Source organism: Streptomyces sp. BJ20 (assembly GCF_022869105.1).
Taxonomy (GTDB): domain Bacteria; phylum Actinomycetota; class Actinomycetes; order Streptomycetales; family Streptomycetaceae; genus Streptomyces; species Streptomyces griseoincarnatus.
In genome coordinates, this window is record NZ_CP094918.1 from 4,535,733 (window position 1) to 4,554,355 (window position 18,623).

Annotated in this window: 16 protein-coding genes and 1 pseudogene; 9 read left to right on the forward strand and 8 right to left on the reverse strand. The window is 74.0% G+C overall.

What is annotated here, in order from left to right; translation table 11 throughout:
• Positions 1 to 4: 4 nt before the first annotated feature.
• Positions 5 to 2,215, reverse strand: coding sequence for a hypothetical protein (locus MTR79_RS20325; protein ID WP_244793263.1), 2,211 nt, complete (start codon positions 2,213 to 2,215; stop codon positions 5 to 7).
• Between the two features lie 415 nt (positions 2,216 to 2,630).
• Between MTR79_RS20325 and MTR79_RS20330 the strand changes: the two genes are divergently transcribed.
• Both MTR79_RS20330 and MTR79_RS20335 read left to right on the forward strand, forming a co-directional pair.
• Positions 2,631 to 3,482, forward strand: a complete 852-nt coding sequence (locus tag MTR79_RS20330) for a DeoR/GlpR family DNA-binding transcription regulator (protein WP_048456470.1) — start codon at positions 2,631 to 2,633, stop codon at positions 3,480 to 3,482.
• Between the two features lie 70 nt (positions 3,483 to 3,552).
• On the forward strand, positions 3,553 to 4,023 hold the full coding sequence (locus MTR79_RS20335) for an SRPBCC family protein (protein ID WP_244791656.1): 471 nt from the start codon (positions 3,553 to 3,555) through the stop codon (positions 4,021 to 4,023).
• On the opposite strand, the gene MTR79_RS20340 is transcribed toward MTR79_RS20335, so the two are convergent.
• Positions 3,997 to 5,148 carry a PLP-dependent cysteine synthase family protein gene (locus tag MTR79_RS20340; RefSeq protein WP_128125544.1) on the reverse strand — a complete coding sequence of 384 codons (1,152 nt, stop codon included), beginning with the start codon at positions 5,146 to 5,148 and terminating at the stop codon, positions 3,997 to 3,999. The two genes, MTR79_RS20335 and MTR79_RS20340, sit on opposite strands and share 27 nt — an antisense overlap.
• Before the next feature lie 325 nt (positions 5,149 to 5,473).
• Here MTR79_RS20340 and MTR79_RS20345 point away from each other — a divergent pair, with 325 nt between their 5' ends.
• Complete coding sequence (locus MTR79_RS20345) at positions 5,474 to 5,797, forward strand: hypothetical protein (protein ID WP_006136459.1); 324 nt, start codon at positions 5,474 to 5,476, stop codon at positions 5,795 to 5,797.
• 183 nt (positions 5,798 to 5,980) lie between these two features.
• Positions 5,981 to 6,523 (forward strand): ATP-binding protein, encoded by a 543-nt coding sequence (locus tag MTR79_RS20350; protein WP_244791658.1) that lies wholly within the window; start codon positions 5,981 to 5,983, stop codon positions 6,521 to 6,523.
• A gap of 111 nt (positions 6,524 to 6,634) precedes the next feature.
• Here MTR79_RS20350 and MTR79_RS20355 read toward each other — a convergent pair whose 3' ends face one another.
• The 5 genes from MTR79_RS20355 to MTR79_RS20375 form a co-directional block, all read right to left on the reverse strand.
• Positions 6,635 to 8,728, reverse strand: coding sequence for a peptidoglycan recognition protein (locus tag MTR79_RS20355; protein WP_244791660.1), 2,094 nt, complete (start codon positions 8,726 to 8,728; stop codon positions 6,635 to 6,637).
• A gap of 230 nt (positions 8,729 to 8,958) precedes the next feature.
• Positions 8,959 to 9,225: an SHOCT domain-containing protein gene (locus tag MTR79_RS20360; protein ID WP_086699487.1), complete on the reverse strand. Its 267-nt coding sequence runs from the start codon at positions 9,223 to 9,225 to the stop codon at positions 8,959 to 8,961.
• Positions 9,226 to 9,381: 156 nt separating this feature from the next.
• A complete protein-coding gene (locus MTR79_RS20365) occupies positions 9,382 to 9,804 on the reverse strand; it encodes a PPOX class F420-dependent oxidoreductase (protein ID WP_189364005.1) in 423 nt (140 codons plus the stop codon).
• 44 nt (positions 9,805 to 9,848) lie between these two features.
• Positions 9,849 to 10,748 (reverse strand): NAD(P)-dependent oxidoreductase, encoded by a 900-nt coding sequence (locus MTR79_RS20370; RefSeq protein WP_244791662.1) that lies wholly within the window; start codon positions 10,746 to 10,748, stop codon positions 9,849 to 9,851.
• A 32-nt stretch (positions 10,749 to 10,780) separates the two neighbouring features.
• Positions 10,781 to 12,019: an ROK family protein gene (locus MTR79_RS20375; RefSeq protein ID WP_086699483.1), complete on the reverse strand. Its 1,239-nt coding sequence runs from the start codon at positions 12,017 to 12,019 to the stop codon at positions 10,781 to 10,783.
• Between the two features lie 161 nt (positions 12,020 to 12,180).
• Between MTR79_RS20375 and MTR79_RS20380 the strand changes: the two genes are divergently transcribed.
• Positions 12,181 to 13,311 carry a methyltransferase gene (locus MTR79_RS20380; protein WP_244791664.1) on the forward strand — a complete coding sequence of 377 codons (1,131 nt, stop codon included), beginning with the start codon at positions 12,181 to 12,183 and terminating at the stop codon, positions 13,309 to 13,311.
• Between the two features lie 90 nt (positions 13,312 to 13,401).
• Positions 13,402 to 15,240, forward strand: coding sequence for a glycoside hydrolase family 15 protein (locus tag MTR79_RS20385; RefSeq protein WP_086699479.1), 1,839 nt, complete (start codon positions 13,402 to 13,404; stop codon positions 15,238 to 15,240).
• A gap of 3 nt (positions 15,241 to 15,243) precedes the next feature.
• Here the strand turns inward: MTR79_RS20385 and MTR79_RS20390 are convergent, their stop codons facing one another.
• Entirely contained in the window at positions 15,244 to 16,215 is a 972-nt protein-coding gene (locus tag MTR79_RS20390) for a DUF748 domain-containing protein (RefSeq protein WP_244791666.1), read from the reverse strand.
• Positions 16,216 to 16,589: 374 nt separating this feature from the next.
• Here MTR79_RS20390 and MTR79_RS20395 point away from each other — a divergent pair.
• From MTR79_RS20395 to MTR79_RS20405, 3 genes and pseudogenes are all read left to right on the forward strand, one after another.
• A pseudogene (locus MTR79_RS20395) lies at positions 16,590 to 16,867 on the forward strand (heavy metal translocating P-type ATPase); the annotation flags it as partial.
• Between the two features lie 85 nt (positions 16,868 to 16,952).
• A complete protein-coding gene (locus MTR79_RS20400) occupies positions 16,953 to 17,579 on the forward strand; it encodes a phosphatase PAP2 family protein (RefSeq protein ID WP_244791668.1) in 627 nt (208 codons plus the stop codon).
• 336 nt (positions 17,580 to 17,915) lie between these two features.
• A complete protein-coding gene (locus MTR79_RS20405; RefSeq protein WP_189364009.1) occupies positions 17,916 to 18,377 on the forward strand; it encodes a pyridoxamine 5'-phosphate oxidase family protein in 462 nt (153 codons plus the stop codon).
• Positions 18,378 to 18,623 lie beyond the last annotated feature (246 nt).

The following is an 18,623-nucleotide window of genomic DNA, read 5'->3' on the forward strand; positions in this document are numbered from 1 at the left end:
GCCGTCAGGCCGCCGGGCCGGGCCTCCCGGTGCTGCGGGGAGCGGGCACCTCGGGCCGCAGCCGGGCGAGCAGGCGCCGGCGTTCCTCCGCGAACGCCGGGTCGGCCTGGTAGTCGGAGTGGCCGAGGATCGGCGCGGGCAGCGGGTGTTCCGCGGTGCGGCCGTAGGCGAGGGGGTCCTTGAGCGGCGGGCGGTCCACCTCGGGGCCGCCGTCGCCGGGCAGCCGCACGGGGCCGCCGATCGGGTCGGTGCGCCGGTACAGGTTGCTCCAGCAGACGACGTCCCGGTGCAGTGCGTCCAGCGCGTCCGGGCCGAAGTGGGCGGGGAACCAGCGGCCGTACAGCCGCTCCAGCGGGGAGCCGTAGGTGAGCAGGGCGACGCGTCTGCGGGCGGACGGCGGGAGCTGCCAGGCCGCGGCGGCGGCGAGCACGCTGCCCTGGGAGTGCCCGGACAACACCAGCCGCCCTCCGGTGGCGCCGGTCCAGGTGGCGATGCGCCAGGTCAGGTCGGGCACTGCGCGCTCGGCGTAGCAGGGCGGCGCGAAGGGGTGCGCGGCGCGCGGCCAGAAGGTGCCGACGTCCCACAGGATTCCTATGGTGCGGCGGGCGGAGGCGTCCTTGTAGGCGCGGCGGCCCCAGGTGACGAGGAGGACGAAGCCGAGGCCGATCAGCCAGGAGCCGAGGGCCTGCGCGGTCTGCGCGGCGCCGTGCAGTACGGGGTGGGCGCCGCGCGCCGCCGCGCCCGGTGTCTCCCCGGTGGCCGTCGCGCCGGCCAGGGCTCCGGCGCCGAGGAGCAGGGTGGCGGCGGAGGTGACGGCGAGGATGCGCGGCCCCCGGTCGGTGAGGGCGGCCATGGCACGTACGGAGGCGATCCGCCGGGTGCGGCCGGGGTCGCCCGCCTCTCCGGCGTACTCCTCCTCGACGGCGGCTCGTTCGGCCTGTGCGAGGTGCCAGGCGCGGCGGGCGAGCCAGCAGCACATGACGAGGAGCAGCAGGAGGAGCGGGGGGATGACGGAGGCCTGCCAGGTGAGCAGTACCGGCGGCCCCGGGATGGAGGCGCGGGTGCCGTCCAGCCAGTCGGACATCCGCTGCGAGACCCCGCCGGACATCACGCCGCCGAGCGCGCAGGCGAGCATGGCGACCGCGGGTCCGGCCAGCCCGCGCAGCGCGGCGCGCCGGTCGGGGTCGGTGCGGTGCAGGACGTGGGCGACACAGGCGAGGACGATCACCAGCAGGCCCTGCGCGAAGGTGAGGGCGCCGAAGGTGAGGTTGCCGGGCAGCCGGTCCGCCGACTCCCAGGCGGGCCGCTCCCAGCCGGCGTAGAGGGCGCTGAGGGCGAGCAGGGCGAGGGCGGCGGAGGGCAGCCCGCGCACCAGGCGGCGGTCGGCGTCGCCGTCGAGGCGGCGTTCGCTGCGGCCGCGGCGGCAGACCACCCACACCACCGCGCCCGCCCCGGCGGCCAGGGAGGCTTCCAGCAGCGCGCCCAGGACGGCGAGGACGGCGGGGCCGCCCGGCTCACGGTCGTACCGCGCGGCGGCGGAGCCCACGGCCGCGGCGACCGTCAGCAGCGCGGCGGCGGTGTGGGCGGCGCGCAGCCGGGCGCCCAGGCGGCGGCCGTACCAGAAGCCGGGGCGGTTCAGGGCGGTCGGGCCGGTGTCCTCCTGGGCCCCGGGGCCGCCGAGCGGCTGCTGCGACTCGTAGGCGCTCCAGGTGCGCAGGGACAGGAACCACAGCAGTCCGGTGAGGGCGGCGGGCACCAGGGCCGCCAGGGCGAGCCGGCGGCCGGGCGCGCCCCACCAGCCCTCGCCGGGTGACAGGAAGCCGAGCCAGGAGTGCCGGCCGGCGCAGGCGGGGGTGCCCGCGCACTGCCAGGCGGTCAGGTCGAGGGCGACCTCGCAGGCGGCGGCCACGAGCAGCACCGTGAGGCTGAGGCCGGTCAGCCGCACCAGCAGCCCGTACAGCCGGACGGTGCGGCGGCGGCCGTGGGCGGTGGGGCGCATCCAGTGGGCGAGGTTGACCACCATGAACGGCAGGAGCAGCAGCCACAGGGCGCGGGTGCCGTTGCCGGAGGTGAGGTTGCACCAGACGTACGCCTCGGGGACGGGCCCGTCGCGGCGGGCGCCGGGGCCCCGCTCGGCGTCGGCGTCGTCGGCGCGGCGGAAGACGGCGGCGATGTCGTCGCCGGTGACCCGGACCGTGCGCGGGTCGTCGAGCATCTGCTCCGGGGTGGTGCCGCCCACCCCGTGGACCAGGAGTTCCAATGCGGCCCGTGACCCGGCGGACTCCTCGCCCGACGGTGCTCCGCCGTCCTCGGCCGGTCTGTGCCGCTGCGTGTTCTCCACCGTTCGGTCTCCCCCTGACGCGCCGTCGGATCCGTCCGTGCGGGACAGCATCCCGCGCCCCTGGACCGTGTGCGTCCCTCGTCACTCAATCTCCCCGATCCGTGTGACGCGCACGCACCACGCGGACGCCAGGAACCGTCATGTACGCGACGAACGACCGGTGGCGCCGCCCGGGGTCCGGCATGGGAGGATGGGACGTCCGCGCACCGGTGCCCGGGACATGCCGCCCGGGGCCGTGGACGCGCGGGAGTGTGTCGGACGGCCGTGCGGCGAAAGGACCGGAGCGTACGTGAGCGAGAATCAGAATCTGCTCGCCGAGCAGCGGCGCACCCTGATCCTCGACGAGGTCCGGCGACGGGGCGGGGTCCGGGTCAACGAGCTGACCCGCAGGCTCGGCGTGTCGGACATGACGGTCCGCCGCGACCTCGACGCGCTGGCCCGGCAGGGTGTTCTGGAGAAGGTGCACGGCGGCGCCGTCCCGGTGGTCGAGGCAAGCACGCACGAGCCGGGGTTCGAGGCCAAGTCGGGTCTGGAGCTGACCGCCAAGGAGGACATCGCGCGTACGGCGGCCGAGCTGGTCCCGCCGGGCGCTGCGATCGCGCTGTCCGGCGGCACGACGACGTTCGCGCTGGCGCACCGGCTGACCGACGTTCCCGACCTCACGGTGGTCACCAACTCGGTGCGGGTGGCGGACGTCTTCCACGCGGCGCAGCGCTCCTCGGGCAGCCGGCAGGGGGCGGCCACGGTCGTCCTGACGGGCGGGGTGCGTACCCCGTCCGACTCACTGGTGGGGCCGGTGGCCGACCAGGCGATCGCGGCGCTCCACTTCGACCTGCTGTTCCTCGGGGTGCACGGGATATCGGCGGAGGCGGGACTGTCGACGCCGAACCTGGCGGAGGCGGAGACCAACCGGCGGCTGGTGCAGTCGGCCCGGCGGGTGATCGTGGTCGCCGACCACACCAAGTGGGGCACCGTGGGCCTGAGTTCGTTCGCCTCGCTGGAGCAGGTGGACACGCTGGTGACGGACTCCGGGCTGTCCGCCGAGGCCCGCGCGGAGGTGTCCGAGCATCTGCGGCGGCTGGTGGTCGCCGGCGAGTCCGAGCACTCCGGGGACGAGCCGGCTCAGGCCGCCGAGGCCTGACCGGGGCGGCGCCGGCTCCCCGTGCCGTCCGTGAACCGCAAGCAGCGCGACCTCCCAGGGAGTTGAGTCCATGGCCCACCGTCTGCGGCCCGTAGGGCGGGAGTTCGCCTCGGTCGCCCCCGTGCGCCTGGTCTTCGAGCGGGAGGTCTCGGCCCCTCCCCCGGCGGTGTTCGACGGGCTGGCGCGGGACGTCACCGGCTGGACGGCGTGGTTCCGTGCGGTCACCCTGGCCCGTCCGCTGGACGGCGGCGCCGGCCGGGAGATCCGGCTCGTGGGCGCGGCCCGGTTCCGGGAGACGATCCTCGTGGCCGAGGAGCCCGACGTGTACGCCTATCGCGTCGACGTCACCAATGTGCCGGGCGCCCGGGCGATGGCCGAGGAGTGGCGGCTGAGGCCGGCCGGGACGGGCACGCGGGTGCGCTGGACGATGGCGGTGGACGGCGTCACGCCGTTCCGCCTGGCGATGAGGGCCGCCCGCCCCGCTTTGGCGGCGGGCTTTCGCGACGCCATGACCTCACTGGACCGCCGGCTCGCGGGGTGACGCCTCGGGCCACACGCCCGTGCTCAGCAGGGAGTCGATGGCCTCCGCGTACGGCGTCACGTCCAGGCCCTGTCCGGCCAGCCAGGAGTCCGAGTAGTACTTGTCCAGATAGCGGTCGCCCGGGTCGCACAGCAGCGTGACCACGCTGCCCCGCCTGCCCTCCGCGGCCATCTCCGCCACGATCTTCAGCGCGCTCCACAGCCCGGTGCCGGTGGAGCCGCCCGCCTTGCGGCCGATGACCCGCTCCAGCGCCCGCACGGCGGCGACGGCGGCCGCGTCGGGCACCTTCATCATCCGGTCGACGGCGCCGGGCACGAAACTCGGCTCCATCCGGGGGCGGCCGATGCCCTCGATGCGGGAGGCGCTGTCGCAGGAGACGTCCGGGTCGCCGGTCGTCCAGCCCTGGAAGAAGCAGGAGTTCTCCGGGTCGGCGACGCAGATGCGGGTGTCGTACTGCATGTAGTGCACATAGCGGGCAAGGGTCGCCGAGGTGCCGCCGGTGCCGGCGGTGGCGACGATCCACTCCGGCTGCGGGAACCGCTCCATCCGCAGCTGGCGGAAGATCGACTCGGCGATGTTGTTGTTGCCGCGCCAGTCCGTGGCCCGCTCCGCGTAGGTGAACTGGTCCATGTAGTGGCCGCCGGTCTCCGCCGCCAGGGCGGCTGACGCCTCGTACATGGTGCGGGGGTCGTCCACGAAGTGGCACCGTCCGCCGTGGAACTCGATCAGGCGGCACTTCTCGGCGCTCGTCGTACGCGGCATGACGGCGATGAAGGGCACGCCGATCAGCTTCGCGAAGTACGCCTCGGACACGGCGGTGGAGCCGCTGGACGCCTCGATCACCGGGCGGCCCGGTCGGATCCAGCCGTTGCACAGGCCGTACAGGAACAGCGAGCGGGCCAGCCGGTGCTTGAGGCTGCCGGTGGGGTGGGTCGACTCGTCCTTCAGGTAGAGGTCGATGCCCCACCGTTCGGGCAGCGGGAAGAGCAGCAGATGGGTGTCGGCCGAGCGGTTGGCGTCGGCCTGCACCCGGCGCACGGCCTCTTTCAGCCAGGCGCGGTAGGCGGGATCGCTGCGGTCGACGTCGAGAGTGGCGCCGGTCGGGGTCTGTTGGGGAGTGCTCACGACTGGGCTCCTTACACTGAGCGCCGACGGCGTCCAGCGCGGCCGACACACCGATCATAAGCACCATTCACACCACCTCTCACCTGCATAAACACATCTTTGGTGGCCTGAAAGGCAGTGCTGGGGCGGTGGGGGCGCGCGGACGGGGGCGCATGGGCGCGAGTGCCCCCCGCGCTCCGGCCGCCGGGAGCGCGGGCCCTGGTGCTCGGCGGCGCGTGCGGGCAGACTGCACCGGCGGGAGCAGGGGCACACCTGGCTCCGGACGGCGGCCGGCCCGCGCAGCGCGGTCCGGCACCACCGACGCGCACAGAGGGGGCGGACGGCAATGGCGGAGCCGGAGTTCAAGGCCACGGGCGTGCGGATCGGCCGGCGGCTGCGGTCGCTCACCCGGGCCGGACAGGTCCGGATCAGCGACGGGCGGCTGGAGTTGCTCACCAGCTACGGCACCGAGATCGACAGCGCGCCGGTGCAGGCCGTGCGGGCAACACGGCCCTGGTTCGCGCCCGACGGCCGGGCGCTGGCCGACCTCAACGGGCACCGGTACCTGCTGACCCTCGGGGACCACGACCCCGCGCCCGGGGAGCCCGGCCCGCCCGCGGCCCGCCGTTTCATCGAGGCCGTCCGCCGGGCGGCGGGGCGCGGCGCCTGAGATGTCCGCGAGTTGCGCCGTATCCGCCGCTGGGTCACGCTGTTCTCACGTCACTCTGGGTTTACCGGCGATAACGCTGCGAACCAGCCCGCCGGCCACGACAGCAGGCGGCAGCGTCACGCAGGCGCCCTGCTGGATCCGTACTCCGTGTTCTTCCGGACCTCACGTCGGGGAGTCGCAGCCGTGATCAGTCACCCAAGCAGGCACTGCACGGTGGAGCTCCAAGCCCTGCCGTCGCGGATCGGCCAGGTCCGCAGAATCGTATCTGCGCAGTTGCGCTACTGGCACATGGATCCCCTGATAGACCGGGCCTCGCTCGGTGTGACGGAGCTGTTGTCCAACGTCCACCGGCATGCCCGTCCCGACAAGACGTGCACCGTGGAGATCGAACTGCTCCTCGACCGGCTGAAGGTGTCGGTGCACGACCACGATCCGCGGCTGCCGGTCGTCGCGGACGCCGGACCGCTCGCCACCTGTGGCCGCGGACTGGCGATGGTGGCCGCCATGAGCGAGAGCTGGGGCGTCCTGCCGGACGACGCGGGCAAGGTCGTGTGGTTCACACTGCCGACGTCCGCGGCCGCCGAACCGGCGGCCTGGGACCGGCGCCCGCACCTCACGGCCGCCGGACCGGACCGGCCACGGTTCACGGAGGTCGCGCTCGTCGACCACGTGGCCGAGGTCCACCGGCCCGAACCCGCTCCCGCCCGGTCCGCCGTTCCGGGCTGACCGGGCGGTGACACAACGGGGCGCCGCCGACGGCCACGGTGTCCCGCGGACCTCGTGTCCGCGGGACACCGCGCTCACCCCGGCCGGCCGGGGTGACAGCCGAGGTGTCGGCTACCTGATGTAGACGAGGCCGTCCGTGGTGACGGTGGGCCGGCCGCTGGTGCCGACGACCACGATCTTCACGGTGTGCCTGGCGTTGGCCGTCCAGGTCTTCGTCCAGATCGCCTGCCGGTAGCTCGTGGCCGCCGACCTCAGGTCCACCGTGGCGGCCTTGACCCCGTCGACGTACACGTACGCCTGTCCCGAACTCGACGCCCGGCTGACCACCCAGGCCGCCGAGCGGCCGGTGAACGTCCAGCTCAGGCTCGCGCCCTTGGAGGCGCTGGAGTACGACTTGCCGCCCAGGTAGCTGGTGGAGCTGCGCGTGCTCCAGGTGCCCGTCCGGACCGCCGCGCTCTCCCGGAGGATCACCGGGGTGTAGGTGGCCGCCGTGTCGCGGTGGTTGCCGGCGTAGTCGTACGCCCGCATCGACCAGGTGGACGCGATGCCCGGCTTCGCAGTGCGGTTGGAGAGGTAGGCGGCCGCGCTGAACGTGGCGGTCGACGGCGTCAGCAGCCGCACCTGGCGCAGGGCCTGGTCGTCGGTCGCCTTCCAGCGAAGGGTGACCGGGGCGGACCCGGTGTTGACGGTGCCGGCGCGCAGGCCGAGCGTCGGCGCGGCGGTGAACACCGGCGCGGTCGTCTCCGCCACGACGGTCAGCGCGTCCGTGGTCGAGACGGCGCCGGACTGGTGCGTGGCGCGCACGCTCACGGTGTGGCTGCCGGGGGTGAGGGTGATCCGCTTGGCGTAGCCCGCGCCCGAGGTCCCGGCGACGGATCGGCCGTCCACGAGCACGTCGTACCTCTTGATCAGCGCGGCCGGTGTGGTGGCCGACCAGCGCACCACGGGCGTGCCCTTGGTGTAGTACGTCGAGCCCTTGGCGGTCGCGTCCGTGAGGGACACGATCCGCAGCCCGTCGACGGGGCCCGCCGCCCAGGTGCGGACGGTCGGCAGCTGGGCGTACAGGGCGTTGCCCGGGCACTCGGTGTTGAAGCCGTCGCGGTGCCCGGACACCCGCTTGAAGGTGTACTCCTCGCCCGCGGTGAACGCGGTCCCGAAGTAGTTGGTCTGGGTCGCGCCTGCGGTGAGCTTCACTGTGCCGGCAGGGTCCGCGCCGTACTGGCCGAGTTTCCAGGCCGTCACCCGCGCCACGGACGCCAGGGCGGCGGAGGAGGCGGCGCCGGTGCCGTGCGCGCCCAGGACGGCGACACCGGCCGACTCACGGTTGAAGCCGTAGGTGTGGGCGCCGAGCACGGGCCGGTCGATGCCGCCCTTGCGGCCCTCGAAGACCGCGCCGCACTTGTCGACGAGGAAGTTGTAGCCGACGTCGTTCCACCCGTTGACCTCGGTGTGGTACGCGTAGATGCCCCGTACGATCGCCGGCGACTCCGCGCAGTCGTAGTCGTTGGCGCCGTCGGTGTGGTGCACGAACACCGCCTTCACCTCGGCGTTGTACTCCGAGGGATCGGGGCTCTTCGACTCGTCCGCGCCCCAGTCGGCACGCGAGGTGACGGGCGGCTGCGGCACCGTGGACGGCGGCGCCGTGGGCTCCGGCGACGGGGAGGGCGACGGCGACTCGTCCATGGCGAACGCGGCCGGCTCGGGCGCGTCGACGCGCGTCTCGGCCTCGGTCACCACGCCCGGGTCGACGAGGTTCACCTCCAGGCCCTTGGGCAGTGCGGCGGTGGTGCCGTCCTCGTGGACGACGCGGGCCTCGACACCGTCGGAGGGCCCGACCCACAGCGGCTGGGACGCGCCGCGCATGCCGGCCTCGACCTCTTCCGGAGGGGCCGCGTTCAGCTCCAGCGACCGCCAGGCGCCCCACTCGCCGGACTCCAGGCCGCGGGTGCGCACCTGCGCGGTGCCCTCCAGCGGCTTCAGCGCCCCGGTCCAGGAGACGCCGACCAGCGAGAACTGCTCGGTCTCCGTGCGGGGCAGCTTGCGCTCGCCGGCCGCGGTGCCCTTCAGGGCCAGACCGTAGACCTCGACCGGCCGCCGTTCCTGCCCGGGAGCACCGGGATCCGACGGGCTGGCCGTGGCGTACGTGACGACGCCCCCTCCCCCGATGAGCACGGCGCCGAGCGTCAGCCACGCCCGGCGTCTCATGCTCAACGGTCTGTACGCGTGCGACACGGCACGACGCCGGCTGTGACGGCTCAAAAGGATCCCCACCCTGAGAAGCGGCCCGGACGGGCCGACGGAAGCAACGGCCGGCGCACGGGACTCGTCCGCCTCGTGCGACGCCTCACCTCTCCAGCGCCGACCGCGCTCCGTACGTCACACGGCGGGGTGGTGATGTGGATCACCTGGCGGGCGGGCCGCCTCGGGGAGGGCCCTCAGCCGCGGCGCCCGAACTGCTCCTCCAGGACGGACAGCCGGCGCCAGTACTCCTCCTCGTCGATGTCGCCGGAGGCGAAGCGGCGGCCCAGGACGGCGAGCGGCGAGTCGTCACGGGCGGCGGGTCCGTGCGGGCCGCGGCGGCCGCGCCACCCCGTGCGGCGCAGCAGGGTGATGCCGAGCCCCACGACCAGGGCCCAGAACAGGGGGAAGAGCAGGATCCACGGGCCGGGCCCGCCGTCACCGAAGTGCGCCAGGGTCTGCATGATCGTTCAACTCCTCGGGTGCGGTGTCTCGTCGCCCCGCGGCGACACTTCGAGACTCGCTCCGGGAGGGGGGTCCGGTCGTCGTGCGGCCGGCGGCACCTCGCGTACCGCCCGGGGAGTACGCGGGCGGTACGCGTGTGCTTCGACGGCTCCCGCTCAGCCGCTCTGGTCGCTGTCCTTCAGCGCGCCCCAGCCGTGCCACCGGTCGACCTCGACCCAGGCGCTGACCCGGCGGCGCTCACGGTCGGGGTACGCGTCGCCGCCGTAGTGGCGCGAGAGCCGGTCGATGTCGGCGAGACCTTCGTCGTCGCGCATCTCGGCGACGCGGCCGATCAGGGTGACGTGGGTGTACCAGTTGTCGGCGTCGAGGACGGTGAGGGTGACGCGCGGGTCGTCGCGCAGATGGCGCAGGCGGACCCGGCCCTCGTCCAGGTTGATCAGGACACGGCCGTCGTCCTCCCACAGGTACCAGGTGGGGGTGGAGACGGGCGAGCCGTCGGAGCGGAGGGTGGCCATCACGCAGGGGTTGGGCTTGCGCAGCAGCGCCTGGGCCTCCGGCGGCAGTGGGGGCTTGGACACGTGCACTCCTCGCTGTAGGGGGTTGAGGGAGTTGGTGACGGTGGTCAGGTCGCGGACGCGGGGCCGTCGTCGTCGAAGCTCGCGTGGTAGGCGGCGGCCATGTCCTCGTCGCCGTGCCCCTGGGCCGCGGCCCGCTCCAGTCGGCGGGCGCCGGCGGCGGCCACGTCGAGGCGGGCGCCGTGGCGCTCACCGGCCCGCACGATGAGCCCGGCGTCCTTGGCGGCGGTCCTCACCGCGAACTGGGCCGGGGACAGCCGCCCGTCGAGGATCAGCCGCGCCTTGGCGTGCAGATAGCCCATGTCGAGCGGTCCGCCGGCGATGAGGGCGAAGAAGTCGTCCGGCCGGACGTCCAGGACGCGGGCCAGGGCCAGCGTCTCGCCCGCGGCGGCGGTGGCCGCGAGGACCCAGCTGTTGGCGACGAGTTTCAGCCGGGTGGCGGACGCCTCCGCGCCGTCCTCGCCGGTCCACACGGTGCGGGCGCCCACCGCGTCGAACACCGGGGTCACCGCGTCCCGGCCCTCGGCGGGGCCGGCGGCGAGCACCGTGAGCTGCCCGTCCTCGGCGGGCTTGCGGGTGCCGAGCACGGGCGAGTCGTAGAAGCGCAGGCCGTGGTCGCGGGCGAAGGCGGCCATCCCGGCGACGTCCTCGATGCCGCTGGTGGTGCACTGCGCCCAGACGGCTCCGCGCGGCAGTGCCGGGGCGGCGGCGCGCATCGTCTCCAGGGCGACGGGGCCGTCGTACAGCATGGTGAGGACGACGTCGGCGGACTCGACCGCCTCGGCGGGGGTTCCGGCGACGTGGGCGCCGTCGGCCGCGAGCGGGTCGGCCTTGGCGCGGGTGCGGTTCCACGCGCGGACGGTGTGTCCCGCCCTCAGGAGGTTGCGGGCCATCGCGGCACCCATGATGCCGGTGCCCAGGACGCTGACGGTGAGCGTGTCGGTCATACGGTCGGCCTTCTGTCGATGGGTCGTCGTCCTTACGCCAGTGCCCCCAGAGGATCGTCCAGCACCGGCTGCCAGGCCAGCTCCGCCGCGCCGACCAGACTGTTGTGGTCCAGCGTGCAGGCGAGGATCGGCACCCCGCCGCTGCGGCCCCACAGGCTGCGGTCGGCGACGACGGCCCGCAGCCGGTCGGGGTCGGCCTCCAGGAGGGTGCGGTGCAGGCCGCCGAGGATGATCCGGTCGGGGTTGAGGATGTTGACCAGCCCGGCCAGTCCGAGGCCGAGCCGGTCGATGAGCTGTTCGGTGGCGGTGCGGACCCGCGGGTCGCCGTACTGGCCGCGGATCAGGTCGTCGGCCTGCCTCAGCAGGGACATCTCGGGGCCCGGGTCGCGGCCGGCCGCGGTGAGCAGGGCCAGCGGGTCCGCCTCGACGTCGAGACAGCCCCGGCTGCCGCAGTGGCAGGGCCGCCCGTCGGGGTTGACCGCGAGGTGCCCGACCTCCAGGGCGAGACCCGAACTGCCTGTGTGCAGGCGGCCGTCGAGGACCAGCGCACCGCCGACGCCACGGTGACCCGTGGCCACGCACAGCAGGTCGCGGGAGCCCCGCCCGGCGCCGTGCCGGTGTTCGGCGAGCGCGGCGAGGTTGACGTCGTTGGCTGCGAACGCGGGCCCGTCGAGGCCGGCGGCGCGCACCTGCTCGGCGAAGATCTCCCGCACCGGGGCGCCGGCGGGCCAGGCCAGGTGCAGCGGGTTGAGCGCCAGCCCTTCCGGTTCGGCGACCGCCGACGGCACGGCGAGCCCGGCGCCGACACAGCGCCGTCCGGTCTCCCGCAGCAGTTCCGCGCCGGCCGCCACGACGGAGCCGAGCACCTTCGCCGGGTCGGGGTCGACGACCTCGCAGCCGGGCGCGGTGGCGACGATCCGGCCGCCGAGCCCCACCAGGGCGGCGCGGAAGCCGTCGGCGTGGATCTGGGCGGCGAGCGCCACGGGGCCGTCCTCGGCGACGGACAGCCGGTGCGAGGGACGTCCCTGGGAGCCGGCGGCCGCGCCGGGCCGGGCGTCCACGCGGATCAGTCCGAGCGCCTCCAGTTCGGCGGCCACCGCGCCGGCCGTGGCGCGGGTGACGCCGAGCTCCGCGGTGAGCACGGCGCGGGTCGGGGCGCGTCCGGTGTGCACCAGCTCCAGCGCGGGTCCGAGCGCCCCGCGCCCCCGGTCGAGCCGCGTCCTCGAGGTGGTCCCTTCCCCCGCCGGCCGGGGGTCCGCGTTCCCGCTCATGGGGGCGAGTCTCCCATGATCCGCAATGCTCGCGGACGACAGGCCGCCCACGTCCAAGCTCCGGCGGTGCGTGCGGGGTGTGTGCCCCGGACGTCCGCACCCGTGCGCCGCGCCGGGCCGGTCCGCGGCTCGGCTAGCCTGGCTGCACGATGAACGACCGTATGACGACCCCCTGGGGCGAGCCGGTGCTGTCCCGCTTCCCCGAGGACCCGCGGGACAGGCTGCGCGCCTGGGACGCCTCCGACGAGTATCTCCTCAGGCATCTCGCCGAGCGGCAGCCGCCGTTGTCCGGGGCGGTCGTGGTGGTCGGCGACCGGTGGGGGGCGCTGGTCACGGCGCTCGCCGCGCACCGGCCGACGCAGATCACCGACTCCTGGCTCGGCCAGGAGGCCACCCGGGCCAACCTCGCCCGCAACGGCGTCGAGCCGGGCACGGTCCGGCTGCTGACCACGCGGGACGCCCCGCCGGAGCGGACCGACGTGCTGCTGGTGCGGGTGCCGAAGAGCCTGGCGCTGCTGGAGGACCAGCTGCTGCGGCTGGCGCCGTCGGTGCACGCGGACACGGTCGTGGTCGGCACGGGCATGGTGAAGGAGATCCACACCTCGACGCTGAAGCTGTTCGAGCGGATCCTCGGTCCGACGCGCACCTCCCTGGCGGAGAAGAAGGCCCGGCTGATCCTCTGCACACCGGACCCGTCCCTGGTCCGTCCGCCGAACCCGTGGCCGTACCGCTACACGCTCCCCGGGGACGTCGGTCCGGTGTCGGGCCGTACGGTCGTCAACCACGCCGGGGTGTTCTGCGCGGACCGGCTCGACATCGGCACCCGCTTCTTCCTGCGCCATCTGCCGGCCGGAGGCGGCGGCCGGGTGGTGGACCTGGGCTGCGGCAACGGCGTCGTGGGGATGGCGATGGCGCTGGCCGACCCGAAGGCCGAGGTGCTGTTCGTCGACGAGTCCTTCCAGGCTGTGGCGTCGGCGCAGGACACCTACCGGGCGAACGACGTGAGCGGCCACGCGGAGTTCCGGGTCGGTGACGGTCTGACGGGCGTCCCGTCCGGCAGCGTCGACCTGGTCCTCAACAACCCGCCCTTCCACTCCCACCAGGCGACCACGGACGCCACGGCCTGGCGCATGTTCACCGGCGCCCGCCGCACCCTGCGCCCGGGCGGCGAGCTGTGGGTGGTCGGCAACCGGCACCTCGGTCACCACGTGAAGCTGCGCCGTCTGTTCGGCAACAGCGAGGTGGTGGCGTCGGACCCGAAGTTCGTGGTCCTCAGGGCCGTACGCCGGTAGGTCCCGGCACGTCCGCCGTCCGCCGGAAGGCCGGTCCCGCTCCTCCTGCCTAAGCTGGCAGGAGGACACGCGCCGGCCGAGGAGGCTGCGATGGACGGGACGACGAACCGGCCGGGCGACGGATCCGGCTCCCGGCGGTACATGCCCATCGCCGACCACGGGCTGATCGGCGACCTGCGCAGCGTGGCGCTGGTGGCGACGGACGGCACCATCGACTGGTACTGCGCGCCGTGCTTCGACGCTCCGAGCGTGTTCGCCGCGCTGCTGGACGCCGACCGGGGCGGCTGTTTCGAGCTGGGGGCGGCCGTGCCGGCGCGCACCAAGCAGTTCTACTTCCCCGACACGAACGTGCTGATCACCCGGTACTTCACCGAGGACGGCGTCGGCGAGGTCCAGGACTTCATGCCGGTGTCCGGCGAGTCGGCGGAGGAGGGCCGGCACCGGCTGATCCGGCGGGTCCTGTGCGTGCGCGGGTCGCTGCCGTTCCGCGCGCTGGTGGCGCCGCGCTTCGGCTACGCGGCGCTGCCGCACACGCTGCGCGTCACCGGGGACGTCGCCGTCTTCGAGTCGGACGCGCTGGACCTCGCCCTGACCGCCACGGTCCCGCTGGAGCACGACGGGGTCGACGTGCGGTCCGAGTTCAAGCTGGCCGAGGGTGAGACGGCGGTGTTCGCGCTGGACCAGGTCGGCGGTGAGCTGGCGCCGCGCGACTGCGCCCACGAGGAGGCGGAGCGGGAGTTCGCCGCGACGGTGCGCTACTGGCGGGACTGGCTCTCCGCGTCGCATTACCGGGGCCGCTGGCGGGAGATGGTGCACCGCTCGGCGCTCACGCTGAAGCTGCTCACGTACGCGCCCACGGGGGCGATCGTCGCCGCGCCCACGACGAGCCTGCCGGAGGAGTTCGGCGGCGAACGCAACTGGGACTACCGGTACATGTGGGTGCGCGACGCGGCGTTCTGCGTGTACGCCATGCTGCGGCTGGGCTTCACCGAGGAGGCGGAGGCGTTCATGGCGTTCGTCTCCCGGCACATCAGCCCCGGCGACGGCAAACCGTCCGGTCCGCTTCAGATCATGTACGGCATCGACGGCCGCACCGACCTGCCCGAGCGGACGCTTGATCACCTGGAGGGCCACCACGGCTCGTATCCCGTCCGGGTCGGCAACGCGGCGGCCGACCAGCTTCAACTGGACGTGTACGGCGCGCTGATCGACTCGATCTACCTGTACGACAAGTGGGCCGAGCCGATCTCCAGTGAGCAGTGGGAGCATGTGACGGCGCTGGTCGAGTGGGTGTGCGCGAACTGGGACCAGCCCGACGAGGGCATCTGGGAGACGCGGGGCGGGCGGAAGAACTTCCTGTACTCGCGGCTGATGTGCTGGGTGGCGGTCGAGCGCGGCGTCCGCATGGCCCGCCGCCGCGGCCTGCCCGCGGACCTGCCGCACTGGATGAGCTGCCGGGACACGATCTACCGGCGGATCATGACCGACTGCTGGTCGGACGAGCTGCGGGCGTTCGTCCAGCACGAGGGCGGCGAGGTGCTGGACGCGGCGCTGCTGATGATGCCGATGTCGAAGTTCATCGCGCCGAAGGACCCCCGGTGGCTGTCCACGCTGGACTGTCTGACCCGTGAGCTGGTCTCCGACTCGCTGGTCTACCGCTACGACCCGCACGTGAGCCCCGACGGCCTGCACGGCGAGGAGGGCACGTTCTCCATCTGCTCGTTCTGGTACGTCGAGGCCCTCACCCGCGCCGGCCGCCTGGACGAGGCCCGTCTGGCCTTCGAGAAGATGCTCACGTACGGCAACCATCTCGGCCTCTACGCCGAGGAGATCGGCCACACCGGACACCAGCAGGGCAACTTCCCGCAGGCCTTCACCCACCTCGCGCTGATCAGCGCGGCGTACAACCTGGACCGGGCGCTGGGCTGACCGTCAGTGGCCGTGGCCGTCGTCGGAGTGGCCGGGCGACTCGGCGGGTTCCGGTGACGTGGGGCCGGCCTCCTCCGCGACGGCCTGTCCGGTCTCCACGGTGAAGGCGGCCGTGCGGACGACGCCGTCGTGCTTGAAGTCCAGGAAGAGACGGTAACTGCCGCTGCTGGGGGCCGTGGCGGTGAAGGAGACGTGCGGGCCGGGCCGGGTGGTGCCATCGCCCGGTTCGCCCTCGGGGTGGACGTGCAGGTAGGCGAGGTCTCCGGCGCGCAGGGCGACCAGGTGGCCGTAGGCGCCCAGGTAGGGCTGGAGGTCCGTGACGGGCTCGCCGTCGCGGGAGACGGTCAGGCGCAGCTCGCTCGCCCGGCCGGGCGTCAGCGTCCCGGTCAGCTTCACGTCGTAGCCGTCGACGCGGGCCGTGGCGGAGGACCGCGGCAGCTCGCGGGGGCTGTAGGGGCCGGATGCGGCCAGGTCGGCGCCGAGGGTGAGGTTCTCCGCGCCCGGCCGGTCCGGGGTGAAGTCGGCGAACACCCGGTAGCCGCCGGCGCGGGGCAGGTCGACGGGCGTGCTCCAGGTGCCGTCGGGGGTGCGCTCGGGGTGGAGGTGGCGGTAGGTCACCAGGTCGCGGGAGGCCACGATGAGGTGCAGCTCCTTGTCGTGCTCCCGCCGGTACTCGCCGACGGCCCGTCCGTCCGCGTCCCGCACGGTGAACCGCAGCTCGGCGGACTCGCCGGCGGTGACCGTCGGGGTGTCCAGGTCGAGGGTGTAGCCGCCCTCGGAGATCTGCAGCCCGCCGGGCGCGTGCGCGGCGCTCCCGCCGCGTTCGCTCTCCGCCGCTCCTGACGGATGCCGGTCCTCGTGCGTCCGGGGACGTTCCGCGACGACCGGGTCGAAGGCCTGACCGACGCCGTAGGCGGTGCCGAAAGCACCGGCCAGCGCGGCGGCGAACGCGGTGATCCTCAGTCCGGTCTTCATGGCCGTCTCTCCCCTGGAAACAGCGGCCCGCAACCTGTCACGAGCCGATCGATACAGCTCACGATACCCCTAGGGGGTACTAAGTCAAGCCACCGAGCGGTTTACGGCGTATACCCCACCGGGGTACACCCGAGCCATGGGGCGATACCCCCGTCCCGTATGCGAGAGGAGTCAGCGTCGAGTTCACGGTGGCCCGCTCGGACGGCGCCGGGAACCTCTGCCTGGAGGCGGCGGGCGTCAGACGTTCATCCTGGCCGGCCGTTACTTCGAGGTCCGCGCCAAGCGCAGGGCCGGCGCCGTCCTGCGCGCGCTGCTGGCGCTGGGCGCGAAGGACGTCACGGTCCTCCTCCCGGACGGCGGCGAGGAGACCGGGGATGGGCACCGGCACGGACGCGGCGATCGAGGCGGGCGGCTTCACGCTGATCCGCGGCGACCTGAGGGCCGCGACGGACGCCGTCCGGCCCGCCCGCCGCACCCTGGGCACGATCACGATCAGGTCCAACCTGTTCTGGGCGTTCGCCTACAACGTCGCCGCGCTGCCCCTCGCGGCTTCCGGTCTGCCGAACCCCGTGATCGCGGGGCGGCCTTGGCGTTCTCCTCGGTCTTCGTGGTGGGCAACTCCCTGCGGCTGCGGACGTTCCGGGCGGCCTGAACGGGGTACCGACGGGGCGGGCGGGCCCGCCGCGTGGATCATGCGTACCGTGGGCACCTGGACGATGTCACCGCGGGAGAGACAGATGAGCGAGCGAACCAGACCCGTACCCCCCGCCGACGGACTGCGGAGGATCGCCTCCGAGGTGCTGAGCGACCTCAGAGCGGTGGACGGCGCGTTGTACGCGGCGGTCGCCGCGACCCCCACGCCGACGCTCGACCGGGCGCTGCGCAGACTCTCCCACGCGGCCGACCACTCCAAGATCTCGTTCGCCATCGCCGGCGCGCTGGCCCTGGCCGGCTCCCGCCCGCGCAGGGCGGCGCTCGCCGGGGTCGGCGCCATAGCGGTGGCGTCCGCCTCGGCCAACCTGCTCGGCAAGCGGCTGGTCCGCCGGGACCGTCCCGACCGGGAGGCGGCACGGGTGACGGTGGACCGGCACGTGCCGATGCCGATGTCGGCGTCCTTCCCGTCCGGCCACACGGCGTCGGCGGTCGCCTTCGCCACGGCGGTGGGCACGGTGCTGCCCGCGGCGTCGGTGCCGCTGGGGGCGTTGGCGGGGGCGGTGGGCTACTCCCGCATCCATACGGGGGTGCACTACCCGGGGGACGTGGCGGCGGGAGCGGTGCTGGGGGTGGCGTCGGCGGCGACGGCCCTGGCGGTCACCTCGGCGCGCCTCCCGGCGTCGTACTCGCGAGGGCCGCGCCCGAAGTAGGCAGTACGGACGCCGGGGACGGAACCGGCTCCACTCCCGGCGCCAGATCGCGTGCGGGCACGGTCGTCCTCGTAGCCGGAAGGAACGGCGCCGAGACCTGCCAAGGCCTGCATCGACGACCTTCCGAGCGCCGACCGCGCGGCCGTCGACGCGGGGGCCGGGCGGCCCGGACCACTGGCTCAGCTGGTCCGCATGGCGACGCCGCCACCAGGCGCGATCACAAGCCGGCCGCTGCCGGAGCAGCGTGACCGAGCACTTCAGCCGGCCTCATCGGTCGCTGGGAGTAGGTCCCGCGCCTCAGGCGCGCTTCGCGCCTGCTGGCTAGGGTCGGTCCGCATGGAGACCACGGGAATCGTTCGCCGCCGCACGGCGGAGCGTGTGCGCGACGCTCTGGGGCGGCTCGTCACCGAGCGGGATGTATGGGTGTCGACGGCTCATCCTGATCACGGGCCGCACCAGGTCCCACTCTGGTTCTTGTGGGATGGACGAGCAGTGTGGGTGTGCACCAGCGCCTCTTCCGTGACTGCGCGGAACGTCGGCAAGGAGCCGCGCGTGCGCCTGGCGCTGCCGGACACCTTCGACGTGGTGCTCCTCCAGGGGGAGGCGGACTGTTTCCCGGACCAGGAGGTGACCGGAGACGCGGCGGACGCCTTCGCCGACAAGTTCGGGTGGGACCCCCGCGAAGAAGCGGATGCCTTTCTGTACATACGCGTAACCCCGAGGACTGTCCGCGCTTGGCGCGGCGAGCCGGAACTGCGCGGCAGAGTCATCATGCGTGACGGAATGTGGCTGGAGTAGCGCCTTCCCTCACCGAGGCGTCCCGGGACCGGCGGCCGCCGAGCTCCGCGCGCACGCACGTGGCGGGGCCGGTGCCCACCGCCGGTGTCGGCGTGGCCGCCCGCGGCGGGGAGGGGGTGGGCGCCCGCAGCGGCCGGCACGTCCGCGCCCTGGACCTCTCGAGACGCACTCTCGCGCCGGACCGAGGACGACCGCCCCCACCGCGGCCCCGCACCACCACCCCACCGGGGGCGCTACGCCCGCCCC